This window comes from Steroidobacter flavus (assembly GCF_042651805.1).
Lineage (GTDB): Bacteria > Pseudomonadota > Gammaproteobacteria > Steroidobacterales > Steroidobacteraceae > Steroidobacter > Steroidobacter flavus.
The window spans coordinates 1-21,389 of record NZ_JBHSDU010000003.1 but is presented as its reverse complement, the minus strand read 5'-3'; the positions used below and the strand labels follow the sequence as shown (position 1 = coordinate 21,389).

General features: G+C 61.1%; 21 protein-coding genes and 2 pseudogenes. 21 read left to right on the top strand and 2 right to left on the bottom strand.

What is annotated here, in order from left to right; translation table 11 throughout:
• The first annotated feature begins 13 nt into the window (after positions 1-13).
• The 4 genes from ACFPN2_RS05525 to ACFPN2_RS05510 all read left to right on the top strand — a co-directional run bounded on the left by ACFPN2_RS05525 (position 14) and on the right by ACFPN2_RS05510 (position 4,107).
• The gene (locus ACFPN2_RS05525; RefSeq protein WP_380595634.1) at positions 14-1,438 is read left to right on the top strand and encodes an FAD-binding oxidoreductase; all 1,425 of its coding nucleotides are present in this window, start codon (positions 14-16) and stop codon (positions 1,436-1,438) included.
• Positions 1,439-1,590: 152 nt separating this feature from the next.
• The gene (locus ACFPN2_RS05520) at positions 1,591-2,067 is read left to right on the top strand and encodes a hypothetical protein (RefSeq protein WP_380595633.1); all 477 of its coding nucleotides are present in this window, start codon (positions 1,591-1,593) and stop codon (positions 2,065-2,067) included.
• Positions 2,064-2,651 carry a 2-hydroxychromene-2-carboxylate isomerase gene (locus tag ACFPN2_RS05515; protein ID WP_380595632.1) on the top strand — a complete coding sequence of 196 codons (588 nt, stop codon included), beginning with the start codon at positions 2,064-2,066 and terminating at the stop codon, positions 2,649-2,651. The genes ACFPN2_RS05520 and ACFPN2_RS05515 overlap by 4 nt, the downstream gene beginning before the upstream one ends.
• A 70-nt stretch (positions 2,652-2,721) precedes the next feature.
• On the top strand, positions 2,722-4,107 hold the full coding sequence (locus ACFPN2_RS05510) for an RICIN domain-containing protein (RefSeq protein WP_380595631.1): 1,386 nt from the start codon (positions 2,722-2,724) through the stop codon (positions 4,105-4,107).
• Between the two features lie 3 nt (positions 4,108-4,110).
• Here the strand turns inward: ACFPN2_RS05510 and ACFPN2_RS05505 are convergent, their stop codons facing one another.
• On the bottom strand, positions 4,111-5,232 hold the full coding sequence (locus ACFPN2_RS05505) for a hypothetical protein (RefSeq protein WP_380595630.1): 1,122 nt from the start codon (positions 5,230-5,232) through the stop codon (positions 4,111-4,113).
• 116 nt (positions 5,233-5,348) lie between these two features.
• On the opposite strand from ACFPN2_RS05505, the gene crcB reads away from it, so the two are divergent.
• The 17 genes and pseudogenes from crcB to ACFPN2_RS05420 all read left to right on the top strand — a co-directional run bounded on the left by crcB (position 5,349) and on the right by ACFPN2_RS05420 (position 20,579).
• Positions 5,349-5,729 (top strand): fluoride efflux transporter CrcB, encoded by a 381-nt coding sequence (crcB, locus tag ACFPN2_RS05500; RefSeq protein ID WP_380595629.1) that lies wholly within the window; start codon positions 5,349-5,351, stop codon positions 5,727-5,729.
• A gap of 17 nt (positions 5,730-5,746) precedes the next feature.
• The gene (locus ACFPN2_RS05495) at positions 5,747-6,268 is read left to right on the top strand and encodes a GNAT family N-acetyltransferase (protein WP_380595628.1); all 522 of its coding nucleotides are present in this window, start codon (positions 5,747-5,749) and stop codon (positions 6,266-6,268) included.
• Between the two features lie 228 nt (positions 6,269-6,496).
• On the top strand, positions 6,497-6,997 hold the full coding sequence (locus ACFPN2_RS05490) for a flagellar basal body-associated FliL family protein (RefSeq protein ID WP_380595627.1): 501 nt from the start codon (positions 6,497-6,499) through the stop codon (positions 6,995-6,997).
• Between the two features lie 18 nt (positions 6,998-7,015).
• Complete coding sequence (gene fliM / locus ACFPN2_RS05485; RefSeq protein WP_380595626.1) at positions 7,016-8,020, top strand: flagellar motor switch protein FliM; 1,005 nt, start codon at positions 7,016-7,018, stop codon at positions 8,018-8,020.
• A 148-nt stretch (positions 8,021-8,168) separates the two neighbouring features.
• Positions 8,169-8,423, top strand: a pseudogene (gene fliN / locus ACFPN2_RS05480) (flagellar motor switch protein FliN); the annotation flags it as partial.
• Positions 8,424-8,435: 12 nt separating this feature from the next.
• Positions 8,436-8,963, top strand: coding sequence for a flagellar biosynthetic protein FliO (gene fliO / locus ACFPN2_RS05475; RefSeq protein ID WP_380595625.1), 528 nt, complete (start codon positions 8,436-8,438; stop codon positions 8,961-8,963).
• Positions 8,963-9,730, top strand: a complete 768-nt coding sequence (gene fliP / locus ACFPN2_RS05470; RefSeq protein ID WP_380600041.1) for a flagellar type III secretion system pore protein FliP — start codon at positions 8,963-8,965, stop codon at positions 9,728-9,730. The genes fliO and fliP overlap by 1 nt, the downstream gene beginning before the upstream one ends.
• A complete protein-coding gene (fliQ, locus tag ACFPN2_RS05465) occupies positions 9,727-9,996 on the top strand; it encodes a flagellar biosynthesis protein FliQ (protein ID WP_129775108.1) in 270 nt (89 codons plus the stop codon). The genes fliP and fliQ overlap by 4 nt, the downstream gene beginning before the upstream one ends.
• 43 nt (positions 9,997-10,039) lie before the next feature.
• Positions 10,040-10,819, top strand: a complete 780-nt coding sequence (gene fliR / locus ACFPN2_RS05460; RefSeq protein WP_380595624.1) for a flagellar biosynthetic protein FliR — start codon at positions 10,040-10,042, stop codon at positions 10,817-10,819.
• Between the two features lie 9 nt (positions 10,820-10,828).
• The gene (gene flhB / locus ACFPN2_RS05455) at positions 10,829-11,944 is read left to right on the top strand and encodes a flagellar biosynthesis protein FlhB (protein ID WP_380595623.1); all 1,116 of its coding nucleotides are present in this window, start codon (positions 10,829-10,831) and stop codon (positions 11,942-11,944) included.
• 19 nt (positions 11,945-11,963) lie between these two features.
• Positions 11,964-12,902 carry a helix-turn-helix transcriptional regulator gene (locus ACFPN2_RS05450; protein WP_380595622.1) on the top strand — a complete coding sequence of 313 codons (939 nt, stop codon included), beginning with the start codon at positions 11,964-11,966 and terminating at the stop codon, positions 12,900-12,902.
• Between the two features lie 96 nt (positions 12,903-12,998).
• A complete protein-coding gene (locus ACFPN2_RS05445; RefSeq protein ID WP_380595621.1) occupies positions 12,999-15,275 on the top strand; it encodes a PQQ-dependent dehydrogenase, methanol/ethanol family in 2,277 nt (758 codons plus the stop codon).
• Complete coding sequence (locus tag ACFPN2_RS05440) at positions 15,275-15,748, top strand: GlcG/HbpS family heme-binding protein (protein WP_380595620.1); 474 nt, start codon at positions 15,275-15,277, stop codon at positions 15,746-15,748. The genes ACFPN2_RS05445 and ACFPN2_RS05440 overlap by 1 nt, the downstream gene beginning before the upstream one ends.
• Before the next feature lie 7 nt (positions 15,749-15,755).
• Positions 15,756-17,093 (top strand): metal-dependent hydrolase family protein, encoded by a 1,338-nt coding sequence (locus tag ACFPN2_RS05435; RefSeq protein WP_380595619.1) that lies wholly within the window; start codon positions 15,756-15,758, stop codon positions 17,091-17,093.
• 25 nt (positions 17,094-17,118) lie between these two features.
• On the top strand, positions 17,119-19,434 hold the full coding sequence (locus tag ACFPN2_RS05430; RefSeq protein WP_380595618.1) for a TonB-dependent receptor: 2,316 nt from the start codon (positions 17,119-17,121) through the stop codon (positions 19,432-19,434).
• 94 nt (positions 19,435-19,528) lie between these two features.
• Positions 19,529-19,888: a hypothetical protein gene (locus tag ACFPN2_RS05425; RefSeq protein WP_380595617.1), complete on the top strand. Its 360-nt coding sequence runs from the start codon at positions 19,529-19,531 to the stop codon at positions 19,886-19,888.
• A gap of 568 nt (positions 19,889-20,456) precedes the next feature.
• The gene (locus tag ACFPN2_RS05420) at positions 20,457-20,579 is read left to right on the top strand and encodes a hypothetical protein (RefSeq protein ID WP_380595616.1); all 123 of its coding nucleotides are present in this window, start codon (positions 20,457-20,459) and stop codon (positions 20,577-20,579) included.
• 395 nt (positions 20,580-20,974) lie between these two features.
• Here the strand turns inward: ACFPN2_RS05420 and ACFPN2_RS05415 are convergent.
• A pseudogene (locus tag ACFPN2_RS05415) lies at positions 20,975-21,389 on the bottom strand (hypothetical protein); the annotation flags it as partial.

Below are 21,389 nucleotides of genomic sequence, written 5' to 3'. Positions count from 1 at the left end.
CGGACTGAACGGCATGAACGCGCTCACCTCGTTCGATTCCTGGACTCAACATCGCGAGATCTGCAACGACAAGCACTCGCATCTCAATGCGACGAGCGTGCTTGGCCGTCTTACTCCTCGTCGCGTGGAGGATGTGGTTCGTGCCGTGAAGACGAGCGATCGTTTGAGCGTCGCTGGCTCCTGTCATGCCATGGGCGGTCAGCAGTTCGCGACGGATGGCTGGCTGCTCGACATGCGGTCGATGAACAAGGTGCTTGGCTTTGATCGCGAGCACGGAATTATTCACGCCGAGGCTGGCATCACCTGGCCGGATTTGATGCGGCATTATGTGATCGAGCAGCGTGATGGCGAGAGTGCGTGGGGGATTCGCCAGAAGCAGACGGGCGCGGATCGGCTGACCCTTGGCGGTGCCGTCGCTGCAAACATTCACGGGCGCGGGCTGTCGTATGCGCCGTTTGTAAAAGAGATCGAATCTCTCGAAGTCGTGCTGGCCGATGGTTCGGTCGTCGAGTGCAGCCGCGCACGGAATTATGAGTTGTTTCGGTTGGTTGTCGGCGGCTACGGCTTGTTCGGCGTCGTCACTTCAGTGAAGTTGCGATTGGTGCCTCGGCAGAAGGTCGAGCGCGTCGTGGAGCTTGCACGGATCGAGCAGATCATGGATCGCTTTCAAGAGCGCATCGACGCGGGTTATCTCTACGGGGACTTCCAATTCTCGAGCGCGCCGGAGGATCGAGGATTTCTATCTCGCGGCGTGTTTTCCTGTTATCGGCCGGTCACTCCAGATACGCCGATTCCGCCGAACCAGATTCGATTGTCGCCTGCGGACTGGCGGCGGCTCCTGTATCTCGCTCATCGCAATAAGCTGCGCGCGTTCAATGAATTCGCGGATTTCTATTTGCAGTCGTCGGGGCAGATTTACTGGAGCGATACGCACCAGTTGAGCGTGTATCTCGATGACTATCACGGCAAGCTCGATGAGGCGTTGCAGCCGCAAGTGCCCGGGTCGGAGATGATCACGGAGTTGTATGTGCCGCGGGAGCGGCTGACGGGCTTCATGCAGGATGTGCGCAGGGATTTTCTCAGGCACCGGGTCGATTTCATTTACGGCACGGTACGGTTGATCGAGCCGGATACGGAAACGCTCATGGCCTGGGCCCGCGAGCGCTTCGCCTGCGTCATTTTCAATTTACACGTGGACCACGATCCTCGCGGCCTCGCCGCGTCGGCGGAAGCGTTCCGCCGGTTGATCGACATCGCCATCCACCACGGCGGCAGCTACTTCCTCACCTACCACCGCCACGCCACCGCCGATCAACTACGAACCTGCTACCCGACGTTCGACCGCTTCCTCGCCGCGAAGAAGCACTTCGACCCGCGCGAGGTGTTCCAGAGCGATTGGTATCGCCACTACCGAGACCAATTCACGGTCGCCCAATGAGCATCGGCCGCGAACTCGAACCAAGTCCCCGCGCGATGAGCATCAGTCGCGAGCTTAAATCCAGTCCCAACGCGATGAGTACCGGCGGCGAGTTCGGATCGAGTCCGAGCGGGGTGAGTGTTAGCCGCGAGCTTGAGTCGAAGCTTGGTGCGATGGGCGTCGAATCGAGCTCCGGGCGAATCGCCATCCTCTGGACCTGCGTCGGGCTGTTCTTATTGCGCGTGTTGGGACAGATGGAGGTGCTGCTGCTCGCACCGTCCTGGTTGCCATCCATGCACGACTGGTACTCGGGCCTGATTCCCTATCCGATCCTGTTGCCGTTGCAGATCGTGCTTCTGATGATCATGTCAGCCGTAGTGATGCGTGAGATGCAGGCGGAGCGGGGCACACCTACGAACTCGGGCCAGGGAAGGGCGTGGGTGCGACGGATAGCGGTCGGCTATTTCGCAGTGATGTTGCTAAGACTACTAGTACAACTCTTGCGAGGCGCGGAGAACGTCATCGACGCGGGCGGCATTCCAGTGGCCTTTCACTGGGTGCTGGCCCTGTTCCTGCTCGTGCTCGGCCGGCGAAATTCAGCGAGCGGTCGGTTAGCATGTCTGCCTGCTCAGAAGACGGAGGCGGCATGAAGGTCGAGTTCTGGTTCGAGTTCGCGAGTACATATTCCTATCCGGCGGCGATGCGTATCGAAGCGCTGGCGGCGAATCGGGGAGTGCAGGTGGTGTGGAGGCCCTTTCTGTTGGGGCCGATTTTTCAGCAGCAAGGCTGGAACGATTCGCCGTTCAATATCTACGAGGCGAAGGGAAGGTACATGTGGCGCGATATGGAGCGCATCTGCGAAAGCCAAAATCTTCCGTTGCGCAGGCCAAGCAAATTCCCACGCAATGGTTTGCTGGCTGCGCGAATAGTGTGTGCCCATTCAGAGGAACCATGGGTGCCGGAGTTTGTTCGCTCTGTGTATCGCGCGAACTTTGCGAACGACGCTGAAATCTCCAGTCCGGAAATAGTCGAGCAGTGTCTGACGCAAGCAGGTCAGGACGCAGCAACCCTCTTAACCACAGCACAAACGCAAACTGCCAAAGAAAAACTCAAAGCTCAAACGACCGAAGCCATGGAGCGAGGCATCTTCGGCGCACCGTCGTTCACCGTCGGACGTGAATTGTTCTGGGGGAACGATCGATTGGAGGACGCTTTAGCCTGGGCCTTGCGCTGATTTAAATTGTCAGACATATTAAATCCCGTCGGCCGACAAGGAACAGTCACTCATCCAACGGGAGATTCCAATGACGGAACTGCACGGCCGGAACCCTTTACCCCGCCTTCTGGCGGTCGTCCTGTTCTTCCTCGGCTCGCTACTGCTATTCAACGCCCACGCGCAGGTCGCGCCCAGTCACGACCCCTCGCGCATGGTCCGCAACGTCGACGGTCGCTATTGGATATTCACGACGGGCGACGGCGTCTGGGCGATGTCCTCGAGCAACGCGAACTTCACCGATTGGCGCGTCGAGCCGACGGTGTTTCCAGTGGGCACCTGGCCCAGCTGGATCAACAACTATGTGACGGGATTCAACGGCTTCTTCTGGGCGCCGGATGTCATCTACGTCAACGGACAGTATCGTCTCTACTACTCGTGCGCGGGGCAGGGCGCACCGGCGGCGATCGGGCTCGCGACCGCCGCGAATCTGGCCGGCCCATGGACCGATCAAGGCCTGGTCGTGGCGGGTAACAACGCCATCGATCCCGCGCCGCTGGTGGATGGCAGCAATCAATGGTTGACGTGGGGTAACTGGCAGTCGGGCATCGACCTGTTGCAGTTGAACCCGTCGAACGGCAAGGCGCTGAATTCAAGTCGTTGGGATCTGGTGCCCGGTCAGGTCGAGGCGCCGTATCTGCACAAGAACGGCAGTTATTACTATCTGTTCTTCCAGCGCGGCCTGTGTTGTAACGGCGTGAACAGCACGTACTACACCGTCGTCGGCCGCTCCACCAGCATCACCGGCCCATATCTCGACAAGACCGGCGCGAGCGTGTTGAACGGCGGCGGCAGTGTATTTCTTCCGAATCGCGACGGTCGATACATCGGGCCGGGTCACGTCGGCATCGGCGAAGGCAAGCTCACATTTCACTTCTACGACGGCAACGACAACGGCGCGCCGAAGTTGAGGATCACGACGGTGGGCTTCAGCAACGGCTGGCCGGTGGCTGCGGGCGTGAATGTGCCGGCACAGGGCGGCGCGCTGGCGAATGGCACGTATCGCATACGCAATCGAACCAGCGGGAAATATCTCGATAATCTCGGCGCGACGGCGGACGGCGCGAATGTCGCGCAGTGGGCCTCGAGCAGCAGCTTGAATCAGCGATGGATACTCACGGCCTCCGGTGGCTATTGGAAGTTACGCGCGGTCACGGGCGGAAAATATCTGGACAGCGTCGGTCGCACGGCGGACGGCTCGGCGGTCGGGCAGTGGGCCGACAGCGCCAACTTCAATCAGCAGTGGACCCTCGTGGCCATCGACTCGTACTACAAGATCCTCAATCGTTCCAACGGCAAGGCCGTCGATACCGGCGGGCAGACGGGCGACGGCGCGGTCATGCAGTTCTGGTACGACAACATCAGTTTCAATCAGCAGTGGGCGTTCGAGTTCGGGAGCTCGTCGACCAGTCCGTAACTTTCATTGGCCGGGCTTGGCCGGGCGGGTCCCGGCCAGGCTCGCGGCATACTCTCGGACGCGCGTGTCTCGATTCAACACTTCTACCGCCGCCGCTCGAAGCTGATCGGGAGCCACGTCGAATAAATCTTCTCGCGAGCACCGCACGCCGTTCGCAGTCAGGTAAGCCTGCAGATCCCGCATCACTCGCTTGTTCGCGAACAGATGCGGCACCTGCTGGTCATCGCCTTGATCGCTGTTGAACTTGCCTAGCAAAAAATGCAGCGAGTCTCGCGACATCCACAACTCGGTGAGCTTGGCGCGATATTCCAGCTCCCACGGCTGCAGCGTGGGGAACTGTTGGAGATCCGCGAAGTGCTGAGTTTCGTGACCCAGCAAGCTGGTGCGGAAAGCCTCGCTGTCCAACCCCTGCGGAAACGCGGGGCCGACGGCGAACAAGCGCTCATCGGTCGCCCACCCGCCATTCGAGCCTCGGTCGCAACGTGCATATGCGCTCCAGCCGCGCGTCACGAAGTCATTCAGCACTTCGAGTTTCACAGGATAAGTGCGTTCCGGTAACTGAACCTCGCGTTGCGATGAGTCCTGTTTGCGCCAGACCATCAGTTCTCGCAGCGGTGGAGTGTTGCCGAGTTGCGAGTAGTAGCCTCGCGCCCGCAGTTCGCGGGCAACACGTTCGTCGAGGACGTTCCAATCGTCGATCGGATTGGGCTCGCCAAGCAGCGTGCTGAGATCGCGCTGAAGCTGGCGGCCGTAAGTATCGCGGTCCGAAGGTGACATCAGCGCGTGCCACCAGTACGTTTGATAGAGCCCGAGCACGTCGCTGACAAAGGGATCGCCGACCTCCGGACGAGCGGGCGGCTTGGCCTTCGCATGGAAGCGCTGGAGCATGCACCGTCGATAGACGATGTCCTTGCCGGCGAAGTGATTCCTCGGCAAGCCTTGCAGGACGGAGGCGGCAAGCTTGCCATTGCCTTGAAGCGCGGCTCGCGTGGATCGACCGATGGCGTCCTCGCCGGCCGGCGTCGTGATGTCGCTGGTTTCGCCGGCGTAGCAACTCGTAATGCTCAACCCTCCGCAAGCGAATAGAATTACGCCCGCGGCGGCTCGCGTGAACTGCTGAAACATCGCAGCCTCGACGTCAATGGTTCGGTCTGGCGAGTTGGACGCGAGCGGCGGGTCGAAGGGTTACAGCAAAGATTCAAAGAGCAACTGCTGCGATATCGTGCTGACGAGGTGACCAATTGAAACAACTGCTGCTCGTTGCGCTCGGCGGTGCCATTGGCTCGGTGGCGCGCTTCAAGATGTCCGGATGGGTGTTGCATGCGACGCCGAACTGGCGCTTTCCGGCCGGCACGCTCACCGTCAATCTCATCGGCTGTTTCATCGCCGGCTTGCTGGCGGGCATGGCCGTGAAGCAGGACATCTTCTCGCCGGAGGCGCGGGTGTTCCTGTTCACCGGCATCCTGGGCGGGTTCACCACGTTCTCGGCGTTCGGCCTGGAGACGCTGCTGCTGTTCAAGCGGGGCGAGGCGGCCGTCGCGATTGCCAACGTGGCCGTGAGCATCGTCTTTGGCTTGCTGGTTGCATGGTTGGGTTACGGGATTACGGCGCGGAGCGCCTGACCCATGAGGATCAAGCAATGAAGTTCGTGACCTGCACTCTTTCCGACCACGGTGCGGCGATTCTGGACATCCTCAACGAGCAGATCCGCACCTCCACCGCGGTGTACGAGTATGTGGAACGCAGTCCGGACAGCATGGCGACCTGGTTCAAGGCCAAGGAGGTCAAGAACTACCCGGTCATCGGGGTCGAGGATGAGCACGGTACGCTGATGGGATTCGCCACCTACGGCGTGTTCCGCGAACGTCCGGCGTACAAGTACACCGTCGAGCACTCGGTGTACGTGCACCAGGATCACCGAGGTAAGGGTCTCGGTTTGGCGCTAATGGAACGTCTGATAGAGGCGGCCCGTGCGCAGGATTTGCACGTGATGGTGGGCGGCATCGATGCGACCAACGCCGGCAGCATCGCCATGCATGAGAAGCTCGGCTTCGTGCATGCGGGCACGATTCGCGAGTCGGGTTTCAAGTTCGGCGGTTGGCTGGATCTGGCGTTCTATCAGCTGACTTTGCGCACGCCGCTCAACCCAATCGACGGCTGATGGGGGCGTCCAGCCTTTGACACTGCTGGCGCCGAGCCGGCACGTAACTGTGACGTGCTGCTCAAGTGTCCGCGTCAGGATTCTGTCGCGCGCTTGCGGTGTGTCGCAGTTCACACTGTGTTTTTCGCGTATTTCTCTTCTGAATTAATCACTTGCATGCTCGACGCATGGCGTGGCACGTGGCTTGCTCTTTAACCGCGTGCGACGAAGTCTTCGAGGAAATGCGCGATGTCTGATGCTCCTGCTGGTGACGCTCCTGCGGCGCCTCCCGGCAAATCGAAAATGCTGGTGATTGTGTTGTGCTCGGTGCTCGCTGCGGGAGCAGCGGGTGGCGGCGTGTATTTCATGACCGCGAAGAAGGGCAAGGACGAACACGCCGAAGCCGCGCCGGCACCGGCCGTGAAGACCCCGGCGATCTACAGCAAGTTCGATCCGCCGTTCGTGGTCAACTTTCAGAACAAGGGCATGATGCGCTTCCTCCAGGTCAGCATCGAAGTGATGACCCGCGATCCGGCGACCGCCGAAATGATCAAGCAGCACGATCCGAAGCTGCGTAACGACCTGCTGATGTTGCTGGGCGGCCAGACGTTCGAGACGCTGAGCTCGCGCGAAGGCAAGGAACAGCTGCGCACCCAGGCGCTCAAGGCGGTGGCGGATGTGATCGCGGCCGAAGGCGGCAAGGCTGAGAGCGTCGAGCAGTTGTACTTCACCAGCTTCGTGATGCAGTAACCAACCCGGGATTGAGACATGTCCGGCAGTGACATTCTAAATCAAGATGAAATCGATGCCCTGCTACATGGCGTAGACAGCGGCGCCGTCAAGACCGAAGCGCCCATCGCGCCCGGCGAGGCGCGCAATTACGATTTCTCGAACCAGGTTCGTATCGTGCGCGGGCGCATGCCCACGCTCGAAATGATCAACGAGCGGTTCGCGCGCCTGTTCCGTATCAGCCTGTTCAACCTGCTGCGCCGGACGCCGGAAGTCGCGGTCGCGCCAGTGAAGATGCTGAAGTTCAGCGAGTACGTGCACTCGTTGCACGTGCCGACCAATTTGAATCTGGTGAAGATCGCGCCGCTGCGGGGCACCGGCCTGATCGTGCTTGATCCGAAACTGGTGTTCACCACGGTCGACAACTTCTTCGGCGGCAACGGCCGTTACGCGAAGATCGAAGGCCGCGAGTTCACTGCGACCGAGCAGCGAATCATTCACATGTTGCTCAAGCATGTGTTCGCCGACCTCAAGGAAGCCTGGTCCCACGTGCAGCGCCTGGACATCGAGTACGTCAACTCCGAAATCAATCCGCACTTCGCCAACATCGTGAGCCCGACGGAAATCGTCGTCATCACCAGCTTCCACGTCGAGCTCGACGGCGGTGGCGGCGACATTCACATCACCATGCCGTACGCGATGATCGAGCCGCTGCGCGAGCTGCTGGATGCCGGCGTGGCGAGCGACCGTGTCGAGCACGACGAGCGCTGGGTCAGCGCGCTGAAGGAAGAGATCGAAGATGCAGACGTCGAGCTGACCACGTTGTTGGGTCGCTCCAAGCTGACCATGCGCCAGCTGATGGACTTGAAGGCGGGCGATATCCTGCCGTGCGACTTCAACGGTCGCGCCACCATCATGGCCGAGGACGTGCCCATCTTCCGAGGCAAGTTCGGTGTTTCCAACGGCCAGCAGGCCGTGCAGATCGAAGATCGTATTTCTCGTTTGCGTCCGCGAATGCTGGACATTTTGAACGCGAAGGCTTGAAACCATGAGCATGAGTAGAGAAGCGATGGAGGCGGCCCAGGCCGCTCAGTTTGCCGAGCTGCTGGAGCAGGAGCAGCGTCAGCGCAACGCCGCCGCCCAGCCGCCTCAGGCCGAGGCCAGCATTCCGACCGGCGTTCCCGGCGATGTGAACCTGGACGTCATTCTCGACGTGCCGGTCACGCTGTCGATGGAAGTGGGCCGCACGCGCATTCCGATCCGCAACCTGCTGCAGCTCAATCAGGGCTCGGTGGTGGAGCTGGATCGCGCCGCCGGCGAGCCGCTCGACGTGTTCGTCAACGGCACCCTGGTCGCGCACGGCGAAGTCGTGGTCGTGAACGAGAAGTTCGGTATCCGTCTCACCGACGTGATCTCCCCGTCCGAGCGCATCCGCAAGCTGAAGTGAGTTGAAGTCGAAGTGAGTCAGGGCAAAGTTCTCATGCCGCGCACCTTGATGTTGTCCGTCATTCGTGGCGTGGCACTTCGGGGTCTGGCCGTCACGGCCGTGATCGGCGTTCTGTGTTTAGCCGCACCGATGGTATTCGCCGCCGAAAAATTCGCGGCCCCGGAAGCGTCCCAGGCACCCGCCGCCGTCGGCGCGGGCAGTCTGACTCAGGTGACGCTGTCGTTATTGCTCGTGTTGGGCGTCGTGTTCGCGGCCGCGTGGCTGACGCGTCGTCTGCGCGGCTTCGGCAAGTTTGGTAACGGCGCGCTCCAGGTGGTCACCGAGATCGCCGTCGGTCAGAAAGAGCGCGTCGTGCTCGTGCAGGTCGGCAAGCAGCAGCTGCTGATCGGTGTCGCTCCCGGTCGTGTGAGCACGTTGCACGTTCTCGATGAGCCGGTGACTCCGCAAGCACCGGCAGTTTCAGCGCCTGCCGCTGACGGCTCGACGCCGCAGCACCCCACCGATTTCAAAACCATCCTGAAGCGGAGCCTCGGGCTGTGATGCGCGCTTTCGACAAGCTGCGCGGCCGAGGGCTCGCGCGGTATGCGCTGGCGACGTTGCTGCTGCTCGCGCCGTTTATTTCTTTCGCTCAGGGCATTCCGGCGGTCACGGTGTCCACCGCGCCGGGCGGCGGTCAGCAATATTCGTTGACGCTGCAGATCCTGATCCTGATGACGGCCATCACGCTGTTGCCGGGGATCGTGCTGATGATGACGGCGTTCACGCGCATCGTCATCGTGCTGGCCATCCTGCGTCAGGCGCTGGGCGCCGGCCAGGCGCCGCCGAATCAAGTGTTGATCGGGCTGTCGTTGTTTCTCACCTTGTTCGTGATGGGACCGGTGGTCGACCAGGTGAACACGCAGGCCGTGCAGCCGTACATGGAAGGCAAGATGGACGCGACCACGGCCATGAGCACCGGCGTCGAGCCGCTCAAGAAGTTCATGCTCGATCAGACGCGCGAAAGCGATATCGCGACGTTCGTGCGCATTTCCGGCGGCCAGGGCTTCGACAAGCCCGAAGATGTGCCGTTGCGCATCCTGGTGCCGGCGTTCGCCACCAGCGAGCTGAAGTCGGCGTTCCAGATCGGCTTCCTGATTTTCATTCCGTTCGTGATCATCGATCTGGTGGTGGCCAGCGTGCTCATGTCCATGGGCATGATGATGCTGTCGCCGGTGCTGATCTCCTTGCCCTTCAAATTGATGCTGTTCGTGCTGGTCGATGGCTGGAGCCTGATCATGGGCACGCTGGCAGCGAGCTTCTATACATGACGCCCGAGACCATCATGACGATCGGCCGCCACGCGCTGGAGATCACGATGCTCCTCGCGGCGCCGCTGTTGCTCGCCGCGCTGGCGATCGGCTTGCTGGTCGGCGTGTTCCAGGCGGCGACGCAGATCAACGAAATGACCCTGTCGTTCATTCCCAAGCTGCTCGGCATGGCGGCGACGCTGGTCATCGCCGGCCCCTGGATGCTCAAGCTCATCGTCGGCTACACGCGCGAGCTGTTCGAGAGCATTCCGGGCCTGATCGGCTGACGGTCTTCTGACTATTCATTAGTCATTAGTCAGTAGTCACTTCATGATTAACCTCACCACAGGACAGCTCGAAGCCTGGCTGGCGCAATACCTGTGGCCATTCCTGCGTATCGGTGCCTGCTTCATGATGGCGCCCATCTTCGGCGCCGGCTTCGTGCCGCCGCGCGTGCGCTTGTTTCTTGCGGGCGCGATCACGTTCATCGTCGCGCCGCTGATCCCGCCGACGAATGTGGAAGTGTTTTCGTTCGCCGCTGTGATCGTGACCCTGCATCAAGTGTTGATTGGCTTCGCCAGCGCGTTCGCCTTGCAGCTGATCTTCGACGCGCTCGCCATGGGCGGCCAGTTGCTGGCGAACACCATGGGCCTGGGTTTCGCGTTCAACGTCGATCCGTTGCGCGGTGTGAGCACGCCGGTGCTCGGTCAGCTGTATATGATTCTGGTGACGTTGACGTTTCTCGCGATCAACGGTCATCTGGTGCTGATCGAGCTGCTGGTGCAAGGCTTCACGACCTTGCCGGTGGGCATGACCGGTCTGGACAGTCAGATGATCTGGCGCTTGGGCGAGTGGGGCAGTCAGTTGTTCGCCGGTGCGTTGGTCGTGGCGCTGCCGGGCATGGCCGCGCTGCTGGTCGTGAATCTCGCGTTCGGTGTGATGAGCCGCGCCGCCCCGACGTTGAATTTGTTCGCGGTCGGTTTCCCGATCACGCTGATCTCCGGTCTGGTGATCATGTACGTCGGCCTGCCCTCGGTGCTGGCCGCTTTCAATCAATCGCTCGAAGCGGCGTTCGGAGTCATCCGCACATTGCTTCGTATCTCGCCATAGGAGTGAGCCATGGCAGAGGGCGATGACGCACAGGAAAAAACCGAAAGTGCAACTCCCAAGCGCCTCGAGGAAGCGAGGCGCAAAGGCAATATCCCCAGATCCAGGGAGCTGAGCGCGGCGGCGGTGACGATGTCGGCCGCGGCGGCGCTGTACATGATGGGCGATCAGATCGCCGCCAAGATGTACGGCTTCATGGAGCGCAGCCTGACGTTGACGCGCGAACAGGCGTTGGATTCGTCACAAATGATCCCGTCGCTCACCAGCGCGGCCATCGATGGTTTGAAGATGTGCGCGCCCGTGCTCGGCATCATCTGTCTCGCGGCGGTGCTTGCTCCGCTGGCGCTCGGCGGCTGGTCGTTCAGCACCGAAGCGCTGATGCCGCAGTTCAATCGGTTGAATCCGTTGGAAGGCGTGAAGCGCATCTTCTCCATGCGCGCCGTGATCGAGCTGGTCAAAGCGCTCGCGAAGTTCGGCATCGTCGGTCTGATCGCCGTGATCGTGCTTTGGAAAGACGTCAACTTGTTGCTCGGCCTCGGTCAGGAGCCGCTCGATCAAGCCATCGCTCACACGATTACTCTGGCCGGCAAGGCACTGATCTCCATTACTGCGGGCTTGCTGATCATCGCGGGCATCGACGTGCCGTATCAGCTGTACACCTACGCCAAACAGTTGAAGATGAGCCGTCAGGAGATCCGCGAAGAGCACAAGGAATCGGAAGGCTCGCCGGAAGTGAAAGGGCGCATCCGTCAGTTGCAACAGCAGATGGCTCGCCAGCGCATGATGACGGACGTGCCGAAGGCCGACGTGATCGTCACCAACCCGACGCACTTCGCCGTGGCCTTGCGCTATGACGAGAAGCGCATGCGCGCCCCGATCGTCGTCGCCAAGGGCGTGGACCTGGTCGCCGCCCGCATCCGTGAGATCGCGGCGGAAAACAACGTGCCGATCTTCGAGGCGCCGCCGCTGGCGCGTGTGTTGTATAGAAACGTCGACATCGGCGGCGAGATTCCCTCAACGGTGTATCAGGCCGTCGCTCAGGTGCTGACGTACGTGTTCCAGCTGCGAGTTGCGAAACGTTCCGGTTTCCAGCCGCCGCCGCGGCCGGATGTGACGGTCGAAGAGTAATGGCATAGACTCGGTCACCATGACCGAGCCGCCGCTGTCATTGCCTTCCACGTTTGTGCCGCCGGCCCTGGCCGTGCCGGGCTCGGTAGCGCCGGAAGTGCTGGATTTCGGCCGGTTGTGGCTTTCTATCGACAACTACCGCCTGCGCGAGCGCTTCGACAGCCTGATCCACGGCGAGGACATGATCAAATTCCATGTCCGGCTGTCCGGTCGGCGCTCGCTGACCTTCGACGGTTACGACATGCTGGCGCTCGATGACACGGCCACCGCCGTCCTGCTTCACGAGCGCGACCTGCCCAAGACCGACCACATCTTCGCCAATCACGAGGAAGTGTCGATCACGGTCGCCATGGAGCGGCAACGCTTCCTCGAATACCTCGACACCGGTGACACCAACATGCCGGTCGCGCTCGAGGATGTGATCAGCCGCTACGCTTACTCGCCGCGTCTGGCCACCGCCGTGCCGACGCCCGATGAGATCCGGCTCGCCCGGGAAATTCTCGGCTGCCGCAGCTCCGGCCCGATGCGTAAGTTGTTTCTCGAGGCCAAGGCGCTCGAGTTCATCCACACCGTCGTGGAGCATCTGGTCTCGCCGTCCGAGGCGCGAGGCTCGTCGGTCCGGCTGACCGAGCGGGACAAGCGCCAGCTGCAACAGGTCCGCGAGCGCCTGGAAGCCAGCTTCATGGCAGGCACCCGCATCGAGGACCTGGCCCGCGAGTTCGGGCTCAATCGCAATAAGCTTTGCACCGGTTTTCGCACGCTGTTCGGCGTCTCCATTTTCGATTTCGCCAGCGGCTTGCGGATGAATGAAGCGCGGCGCCTGCTGCGCGAATCCAGCCTCAATGTCTCAGAGGTCGCTTTGTCGGTCGGGTATTCCTCGACCGGCGCGTTCAGTTCGGCATTCCACCGCTACTTCGGTCATTCCCCCAGCGAAGCCCGCGCTCTGCCTACCCGATAGTGACGATCTCGAATGACTTAGTGAGGATCGCGTAAGCCGGCATCGCCGACATCGCGTACAACACCGTCACTGGGGATCGATTCGGGAGAATAGCGAGTGAGCAATGCTTGGCGTGCGTTGTCCGCCGTGGCTGTGTTGGGCCTGCTGGCAGCCGGCTGTTCCAAACAGGAGGCCGCGGCCCCGAAAGCATCGACCGATGCCGGCTGGCTGACCGGCGGTCATGACCAGGCCCAGACCTATCATTCCCCGCTGAAGCAGATCGATGAAGCCAATGCTGGCCGGCTCGGCTATGCGTGGCAATACGATCTCGAAACGACGCACGGCCAGGAAGCCACGCCGGTCGTGGTCGATGGCGTGATGTACGCCAGCGCCCCTTGGGGATTCGTGCACGCGGTCGATGCACGCACCGGTGAACGTCGCTGGGTGTTCGATCCCAAGGTCGATAACTCCATCACCAGCAAAGTTTGTTGTGGCATCGTCAGCCGCGGCCTCGCGTTCGCGGAAGGGCGCGTGTTCACGGCGTCCATCGATGGCCGGTTGTCGGCGCTCGATGCCAAAGACGGCAAAGTCCTGTGGCAGGCCGACACGATCGTCGATCACGAGCGCGGCTACACCGTTACCGGCTCGCCCTACGTCGCGGGCGACGTCGTCGTCATTGGCAACTCGGGCGGCGAGCTCGATGCGCGCGGCTACATCACTGCATACAAGGTGAGCACCGGCGAACTCGCGTGGCGCTTCTATACCGTGCCCGGCAGCTCGACCGGACCGTTCGAACACCCCGAGCTCGAAGCGGCTGCGAAGACGTGGGATCCGAAGTCACGTTGGGACGTCGGCCTCGGCGGCACCGTTTGGGACGGCATGGCCTACGACGCCAAGCTCGATCTGCTGTATGTGGGCGTCGGCAACTCCGCGTTGTATCCGCGCAAGCTGCGTAGCCCGAATGGCGGCGACAATCTGTACGTTTCTTCCATTCTCGCGATCCATCCGAAGACCGGCCGGATGGCGTGGCATTACCAGACGACGCCGGGCGATCAGTGGGATTACACCGCCACTCAAAAAATGATCCTGGCCGATTTGAAGATCGGCGATCAGACGCGTCAGGTGCTGATGCAGGCACCGAAGAACGGCTTCTTCTACGTGCTCGATCGCGCGACCGGCGAATTGCTGTCCGCCAAACCTTATGTGCCCGTGAACTGGGCCTCGGGCGTCGATGAGAAGACCGGCCGTCCGATGGAAACGGGCTTGGCCGATTACAGCAACGGTCCGAAGCTGGTGTTCCCTTCGCCGGCCGGCGGTCACAACTGGCATCCGATGGCGTTCAATCCGGAGACGGGACTGGTCTACATCCCGACGCTGGAAGCGAGCGCGGTGTTCTGGGTTCCGGCCGAGCCCTTTGTATATGCGAAGGGCGGTGCCAACGCCGGCGCGATGTATGCATTCCCGGCGGCGCACGCGGGCAATTGGGGATTGGAATCGCCGGCGGCGAAACATCTGCCGCCGTTGTCCGAGCTGGGCAAAGGTCAGCCCGACACGACTATTCGCGGCTTCCTGCGCGCGTGGGATCCGGTAGCAAACAAAGTCGTGTGGGAAGTTGAAACCTCGGGCCAGTGGGTGGGCCAGATGAATGCGATCTGGAATGGCGGCGGGGTGATGACCACGTCGGGCAATCTCGTGTTCCAGGGCCAGTCGACCGGTGCGCTTCATGTCTATCGCGCGACCGACGGTCATCCGCTCGCGGCGATCGACATCGGCACCAGCATCATGGCTGCCCCGATGACTTATGAGCTCGATGGCGTTCAATACGTTTCGGTGATGGCGGGGTACGGCGGCGCGCTGGGCGGCGTGCATCCTGTTGGCACTGCTGCCGAGCGCTATGGCAACGCCGGTCGCATCGTGACGTTCAAGATCGATGGCGGCCCGGTGCCGAAGCCGGCGGAGAAGGAACATGTTTCTTCCGTTCCGCGTCCGTCGGTCGAGCGTTTCGGGTCGGCGGCGGATATCGAAACCGGCAACGAATTGTTGAAGCGCAACTGCGCGCGTTGTCACGCGAACGAAGGTCCGGGCGCGATTCCCGATCTGCGCTGGATGAGCGCGCAGACTCATCAAGAATTCGAAGACATCGTGTTGAAGGGCGTGCGGGCTTCCAAGGGCATGGGGTCGTTCGCGAGCTTGCTCACGCCTGCTCAAGCTCAGCAGATTCGCGCGGCCGTCGTCGATTCGGCGTGGCGTGCTTATGAATCTGCACAGGATTTGCCGCAATCGGCGCCGCACGCGCCGCAGACCGCGCCTCACGTGCCGGCTACCTCACCTGAGCTGCCGAACTCTTCCAAAACTGTGCCGGGTCATGAGCCTTCCACCGGAGCTGCTCACTGATGAGACATCTGAGAACGTTACTGGCTGCCTGCGTGTTGTGCGCCGGGCCCTCCGCACTCGCCGCCGATTCGGCGCTCGCCTCGGCCGAGAAGATGATCGCCAGCTGTTTCGCTTACGCCGCCGCTAACAAGATGCCGCCAGTGAGCGTCGTTGTCGTGGATGCGAGCGGTGCGTTGATCGCGTCGAAGCGGCAGGACGGTGCGATGCCTGTCGCCGTCGACGCAGCGCTGCTCAAGGCTCGGACGTCGATTCGCACGCGAGCGCCGACGGCGGTGCTGTCGCCGGTCGTGCAAGGCGATGCGGGAACGCGCGATGCCTTCATCACGATGCAACTGACTTCGATCCCCGGCGGCGTGCCGTTCGCGCGTGGCGCTGAAGTGGTAGCGGGTGCCGTTGGCGTGTCGGGCGGCCAGCCCGATCAAGACGCGGCGTGCGCGAACAGCGCCGTCGAGGCGCTGAAGGCGAAGAGCTAAGAGTTTCATGAGCCAACCCATCCGTCATTTCTCCTTGCTGGTTCGCGCCGCCGTTGGCTTGCTGATTGGTAGCGGTGTCGCGCACGCGGCCGAGCCGACTTCGAGCATCGTTGTCCATTGCGGCACGCTCATCGACCCCGCCGCGTCGGCGCAGCCGTTGTCAGAGCGTTCCATCGTCATCGAGCAGGGTCGCGTCGTTCGAGTCGATACCGGCTTCATCTCCGCGCCGGCTGGCGCGCAGACTGTCGATCTTCGTAAGGCCACGTGCCTGCCTGGCTTCATCGATAGCCACACTCACCTGACGATGGAATTTGGCAAGGGCGCCTATCTCAGCAAGTTCGTCGACACCGACGGCGATATTGCTTATAAGGCCGCGCGCAACGCGAAGGTCGTGCTGATGACGGGCTTCACGACGGTGCGCGATCTTGGCGGCCAGCATCTGGTCGATGTCGCGCTCAAGAACGCCATCGAGCGCGGCGACGTGCCGGGGCCTCGCATGCTCGTTGCAACGAATTTGCTGTCGATTTCGGGCGGTCATGGCGATCCGTCCGCGGGCTATCGCGAAGAGTTGTTCCATCCGACGGAAGCCGATGGCGTCGTCGATGGCGTCGATAGCGCCATTCGCGGCACGCGCATCGCGATCAAGCGCGGCGCGGATGTCATCAAAGTCACAGCGACGGGCGGCGTGATGTCCGTTGCCGATCATGGCTCGGGTCCGCAATTCACATCCCCTGAGTTGCAGGCGATTGTCGAAACCGCGAAGAGTCACGGTTTGAAAGTGGCGGCCCACGCGCACGGTGACGAAGGGGCCTACGTTGCTGTGGCCGCGGGTGTTTCTTCGGTCGAGCACGGCACGTATCTCACGCCGAAGACGTACGCGCTCATGAAGAAGAATCACGTCTATCTGGTGCCGACGGTTATCGCCGGCGCGTCTGTTGCTGAGGCCGCGAAGACGCCCGGTTTCTTCCCTCCCTCCGTGCAAGCCAAGGCGCTCGAGATCGGTCCGCTCATGGTGGCCGCGTTGAACCGTGCTTGGAAAGCCGGCGTGCCGATCGCATTCGGCACGGACTCCGGCGTCTATCCGCACGGTCGCAACGCTCGCGAGTTCGGTTACATGGTGGAGGCGGGCGTACCGCCGTTCGAAGTGATTCGCGCCGCCACCCAGAACGCCGCCGATCTGCTCGATCGCAGCAAGGACATCGGCACCCTGCAACCCGGTCACTTCGCGGACATCGTCGCTGTACAAGGCGACCCGCTCACCGACATCCGCCTGCTCGAGCAGATTACGTTCGTGATGAAGCAGGGACGCACCTATAAGGCAGACGGCAACGCCGTCGCATTCTGATAAATCCATCCCGAGGTCATCGCCAGTGAATACCCGAACTCATCTTGCCGCCGCGATGAGCGCGGCGGTCCTTGCCAGCACGATTCCGCTGCACGCTTTAGCTCAGGAGAGCGCAGCTGCCGGAGAAGGTCTGGAGGAAATCGTCGTCACCGCTCAGAAGCGCGAACAGAAACTGCAGGAAGTGCCGATGGCGGTCACTGCGGTCTCGGGCGTGCAGCTGGAACAGCAGGGCATCACGCAGTTCCAGGACTTGTTACGCAGCGTGCCCGGCGTTTCTTTCGCCGGCACCGAGCCCGGCCAGAGCCGCTACGCGATTCGCGGCGTCAGCACCGAAGCGTCGAGCCCGACGGTGGGCGTGTATCTCGACGACATCTCGCTCGTGTCCATCTCGACGAGTTTCGCGGGTGCCATCGATCCGGCATTCTTCGACTTCGAACGGGTCGAAGTGCTGAAAGGCCCGCAGGGCACGTTGTACGGTGGCAGCGCCATGGGCGGCGCCATCAAATATGTGAGCCGTCAGGCCGAGATCGATAAGACGTCGTTCTCGACCGCGGCGGGCATGTCCAGTACGCGCGGCGGCGATATTTCTTACGAGGCCGAGGGTGTCGCGAACATTCCGTTGGTCGCTGAGAAGCTGGCGATCCGCGCTGGCGTGTCTTATCGCAAGACGGGCGGCTACATCGACAACGTTCCCAATGGCGATACTGAAGTCTGGACCCGCAGCACGACCAACCCGCCGGCGGCGATCCAACCCACGCGATACTCGACGTTGAGCGCGTTCCGTCAGGACGATACCAACGAGCGCGACTTGCTCTCGGTGCGACTGTCGGCGAAGTACACGCCGACGGACACGCTGACGATTGTGCCGGCGGTGTTCTTCCAGAAGAGCGAGAAGGACGGCACGGATACTTTCTTCACGAACCTGCCTGAGTATCAGGTGTCGTATCGCTTCGCTCAGCCGACCAAGGATGACGTGGGCATCTACAGCCTCACGCTCACCAATGACTTCGGCGGCGCGACGCTCACGTCGATCTCTGCGTACGTCGATCGCGACGTGAATTGGGATCGCGACTACTCGCTGTTCATCGGCAACCTGGCGGGCGCGTTCTTCCCGTACGATTCGTACAATACTTCCGACACGACCACCAAGACGTTCACGCAGGAATTGCGCCTGTCGGGCGAGGCGATCGGCGGTCGTCTGCAATGGGTGGGCGGCTTGTACTACGCCGATCAGGAAGATCGGCTGTTGCAGATCGTGGACACGGTGGGTGCGGGCGTGCCGTTCGGGTTGGGCACCGATGTGACTTACTTCGGCGACCAGCGGACCGACAGCAAACAGTTCGCCGCGTTCGGCGAACTCACGTTCGAGATTCTGTCGAACCTGGACTTGACGGTCGGCCTGCGTTACTTCGATCAGGACCAGACGGTCAACGCCGAGTTCGACGGCATCTTCAACGGCGGTGCCAGCACCGTCGACAACAAGAAGAGCAGCGAAGATGGCGTGACACCGAAGGTCTCGCTCACCTGGCGCGCGACGCCGGACAATCTGCTCTACACGACGGCGAGCAAGGGCTTCCGTCAAGGCGGACCGAATCGTTTCAACACCAACAGCCCGCTGTGCGCGCCGGACTTCGAACGGCTTGGTATCGATCGCGTGCCGGACAGCTATCGGCCGGATACGTTGTGGACGTATGAAGTTGGCAGTAAGAATCAAGTGTTAGATCGTCGCGCGACGGTGAATGCCGCTGTGTACTACACGGACTGGAGCAAGATTCAGCAGCAGGTGAACTTGCCGACGTGCGGATTCCAATTCGTCGGTAACGTCGGCGCGGCGGAGATCAAGGGCGCGGAGCTGGCAATCGAAGCTGCAGTGACGGATGCGCTGACGATCGGCGGTACGGCGAGCTACACGGATGCTGAGATTACGGAGTCTGCCCCTGGCGTTTCTGCGCAGGTCGGTCAGTCCGTGCTCGACACGCCGGAGTGGATGGGTAACGTGTACGGCGATTACAAGTTTCGGTTGAGCGAGACCATGGATGCCACGATTCGCGCTGAGTATCAGTATCGCGATTCGAGCCTGCGTCAGTTCGATACGACCATGCTGGTGGCGTATCCGAACGGCACGTCGGCGAATGTTCCCAACATGACGCAGATCCAGGGCTCCTACGACATCGTGAATCTCAACTTCACGATCTTCCGCGGGGACTGGCAGTACCGCTTGTTCGTCAACAATCTCCTGGACGAGTCGCCCTACCTGGACTTCTCTCGCACCTCGGGCGAGTCATCCGCAACCACGCTGCGTCCTCGAACGATTGGCGTCGGAGCGCGCGTCAACTTCTAACGCCGTAGGAGACTAGGAGTACGGGAATCCTCCGCGCGGAGGATTCCCGGCGCCTGATTTTGTGGAATAATTACATGCGAGGAGGGCATCTCGCATGGTCAAGGAAGAGCGTTCGGCAATCAGCGGCCTGGGGCCGACCGTATTGAGCCTGCTAATGGTTGCTGCGGGGCTGGCGACCCCGTCCATCGTCGGCGAGTTCCATCGCCTGTTCCTGGGCTTCGGCGCGGAGTTGCCCTGGCTCACCCGTGCCGTCCTCTCGTTTCGAATTCCTGTCTTCGTGATTCTCCTGCTTTGTTTGATCGCGCAGGTGGTATCGCTGCTCGCGCTGCTGAACAGAAGAACGCCGGAGGCGCGTCGTCTGTTCTATCGCATCGCCAAGGCCAACCTGGGGATTTTTGTGTTGCTGATCGTGGCCATGTACGTGCCGATGATCAAGCTCGGCTCGCCTGTTTGACGGTCGCGACTTTCGCCAGTCATTCGGTGCGATCGAAACAAATTTCGTTCTTTTGATCTTGCCTGCGGAGTTGCGCTCACCTGCGCATCGCGATTCCGTTGCAAGGGACTGTACGCGCATGGAATCGCCGCGGGCCGGCTCCTTGCCGGCCGCGGCGCGACTCAATTTGAGTAATGCGCTGACATGCCACCTTCGCCTCCCTGGCTCTTGCGTGGCGGGCGCATGAGATTTTCTTCCTGTTGTTGATAGTCACTGTCCTTGTGTGAGAAGCCGTCACGCATCCCGGGAGTGGTGCGTGACGAGCTTCAGGAAGAATCGCGAGCCCGCTCTTCCTGAGCGGCGATGTTTCAATGCCAACTCCATGTCGACTCTCGATCATTGCGTGCGTCCCTGCACGACTCGCGCTTCCTTGGAACAGCTGAATTCCCTCCGTGATAAAGCTGCTGTTCCTAATAGATAAAGCGACAAACGTTGCAATTCTCCCTCGCGTAAAAAGTAATTTATTTGAAATATTTTCGAGTTATGACGTGTCGTGGTGCGGCAGCTATGTGCGCTAGGGAAGATCACTATGCGAATTGAATTCCGAGCGTTGTTGTACGAGCAACGGTTCACCGAGAGCATCGTGATGCTCGCGCATACAAACGCCGCGGGCTGCTCCCTGGCGGCCCGCGGCGGGACTCAAAGTGAGTAGGGCGTTGGCATGCCACTTAGCCTTCCTGGCTCTCTCGTGTGGCGTGCGTGTGCTGACTTCCTCCTGTTCTTTTTGATTGTCACTTTCCTTGTGTGAGAAGTCGTCACGAGCCGTGGGAGTGGTTCGTGGTCGACTCCGGAAGATCCGCGAGTTCGCTCGATCTTGAGCGGCGATGTCACTGGAAACTCCATGTCGACAGTGATCATCGTGTGCGTCCATGCACGACTCGCGCTTCCTTGGAACAACTGAACTCCGTCCGTGGTGAAACTGTTGTTCCTAAAATGTATAGCGACAATCATCACATTTTTCCGTCGCGAAAAAAGTCATTTGTTTGAAATATTTTCTGGTTATGACGTGTTGTGGCGCGGCAGTTACATGTCTCGGAGCCGATGAGGCTATTCGTCGAGATTGGCGGTGAAGCCGATAGGGCGCTTCTTGGGTTCTGGCAGGCGCATGAGCTCGCGAATTGCTTTGAGGATGCCGACGATCGCCTGATCATGCGTCGACACTTTTTTCTCTAGTTGTGCGAACTTCTCCGCGAGTTGTTTGTTGGACGAAAGCAAGTGACGCAACTGCAAAAAGGCGCGCACGATGTGAATGGTCATGGCGACAGCTCGTGGGCTGTTGAGGATGGTTGCGGCCATGATGGCACCATGCTCGGTGAAGGCGAATGGCCGCTTACGGCGGCCGCCCCATCTTGATGTCGCAAATTGGGGAAGGGTAAAGAAAATCTGTTGATGCGAGCCGCCGCTGATGCTGAGATTCAGCCGGGGGACGCGACTTTCTTGGGGTAACTCGTATGCATGCAAT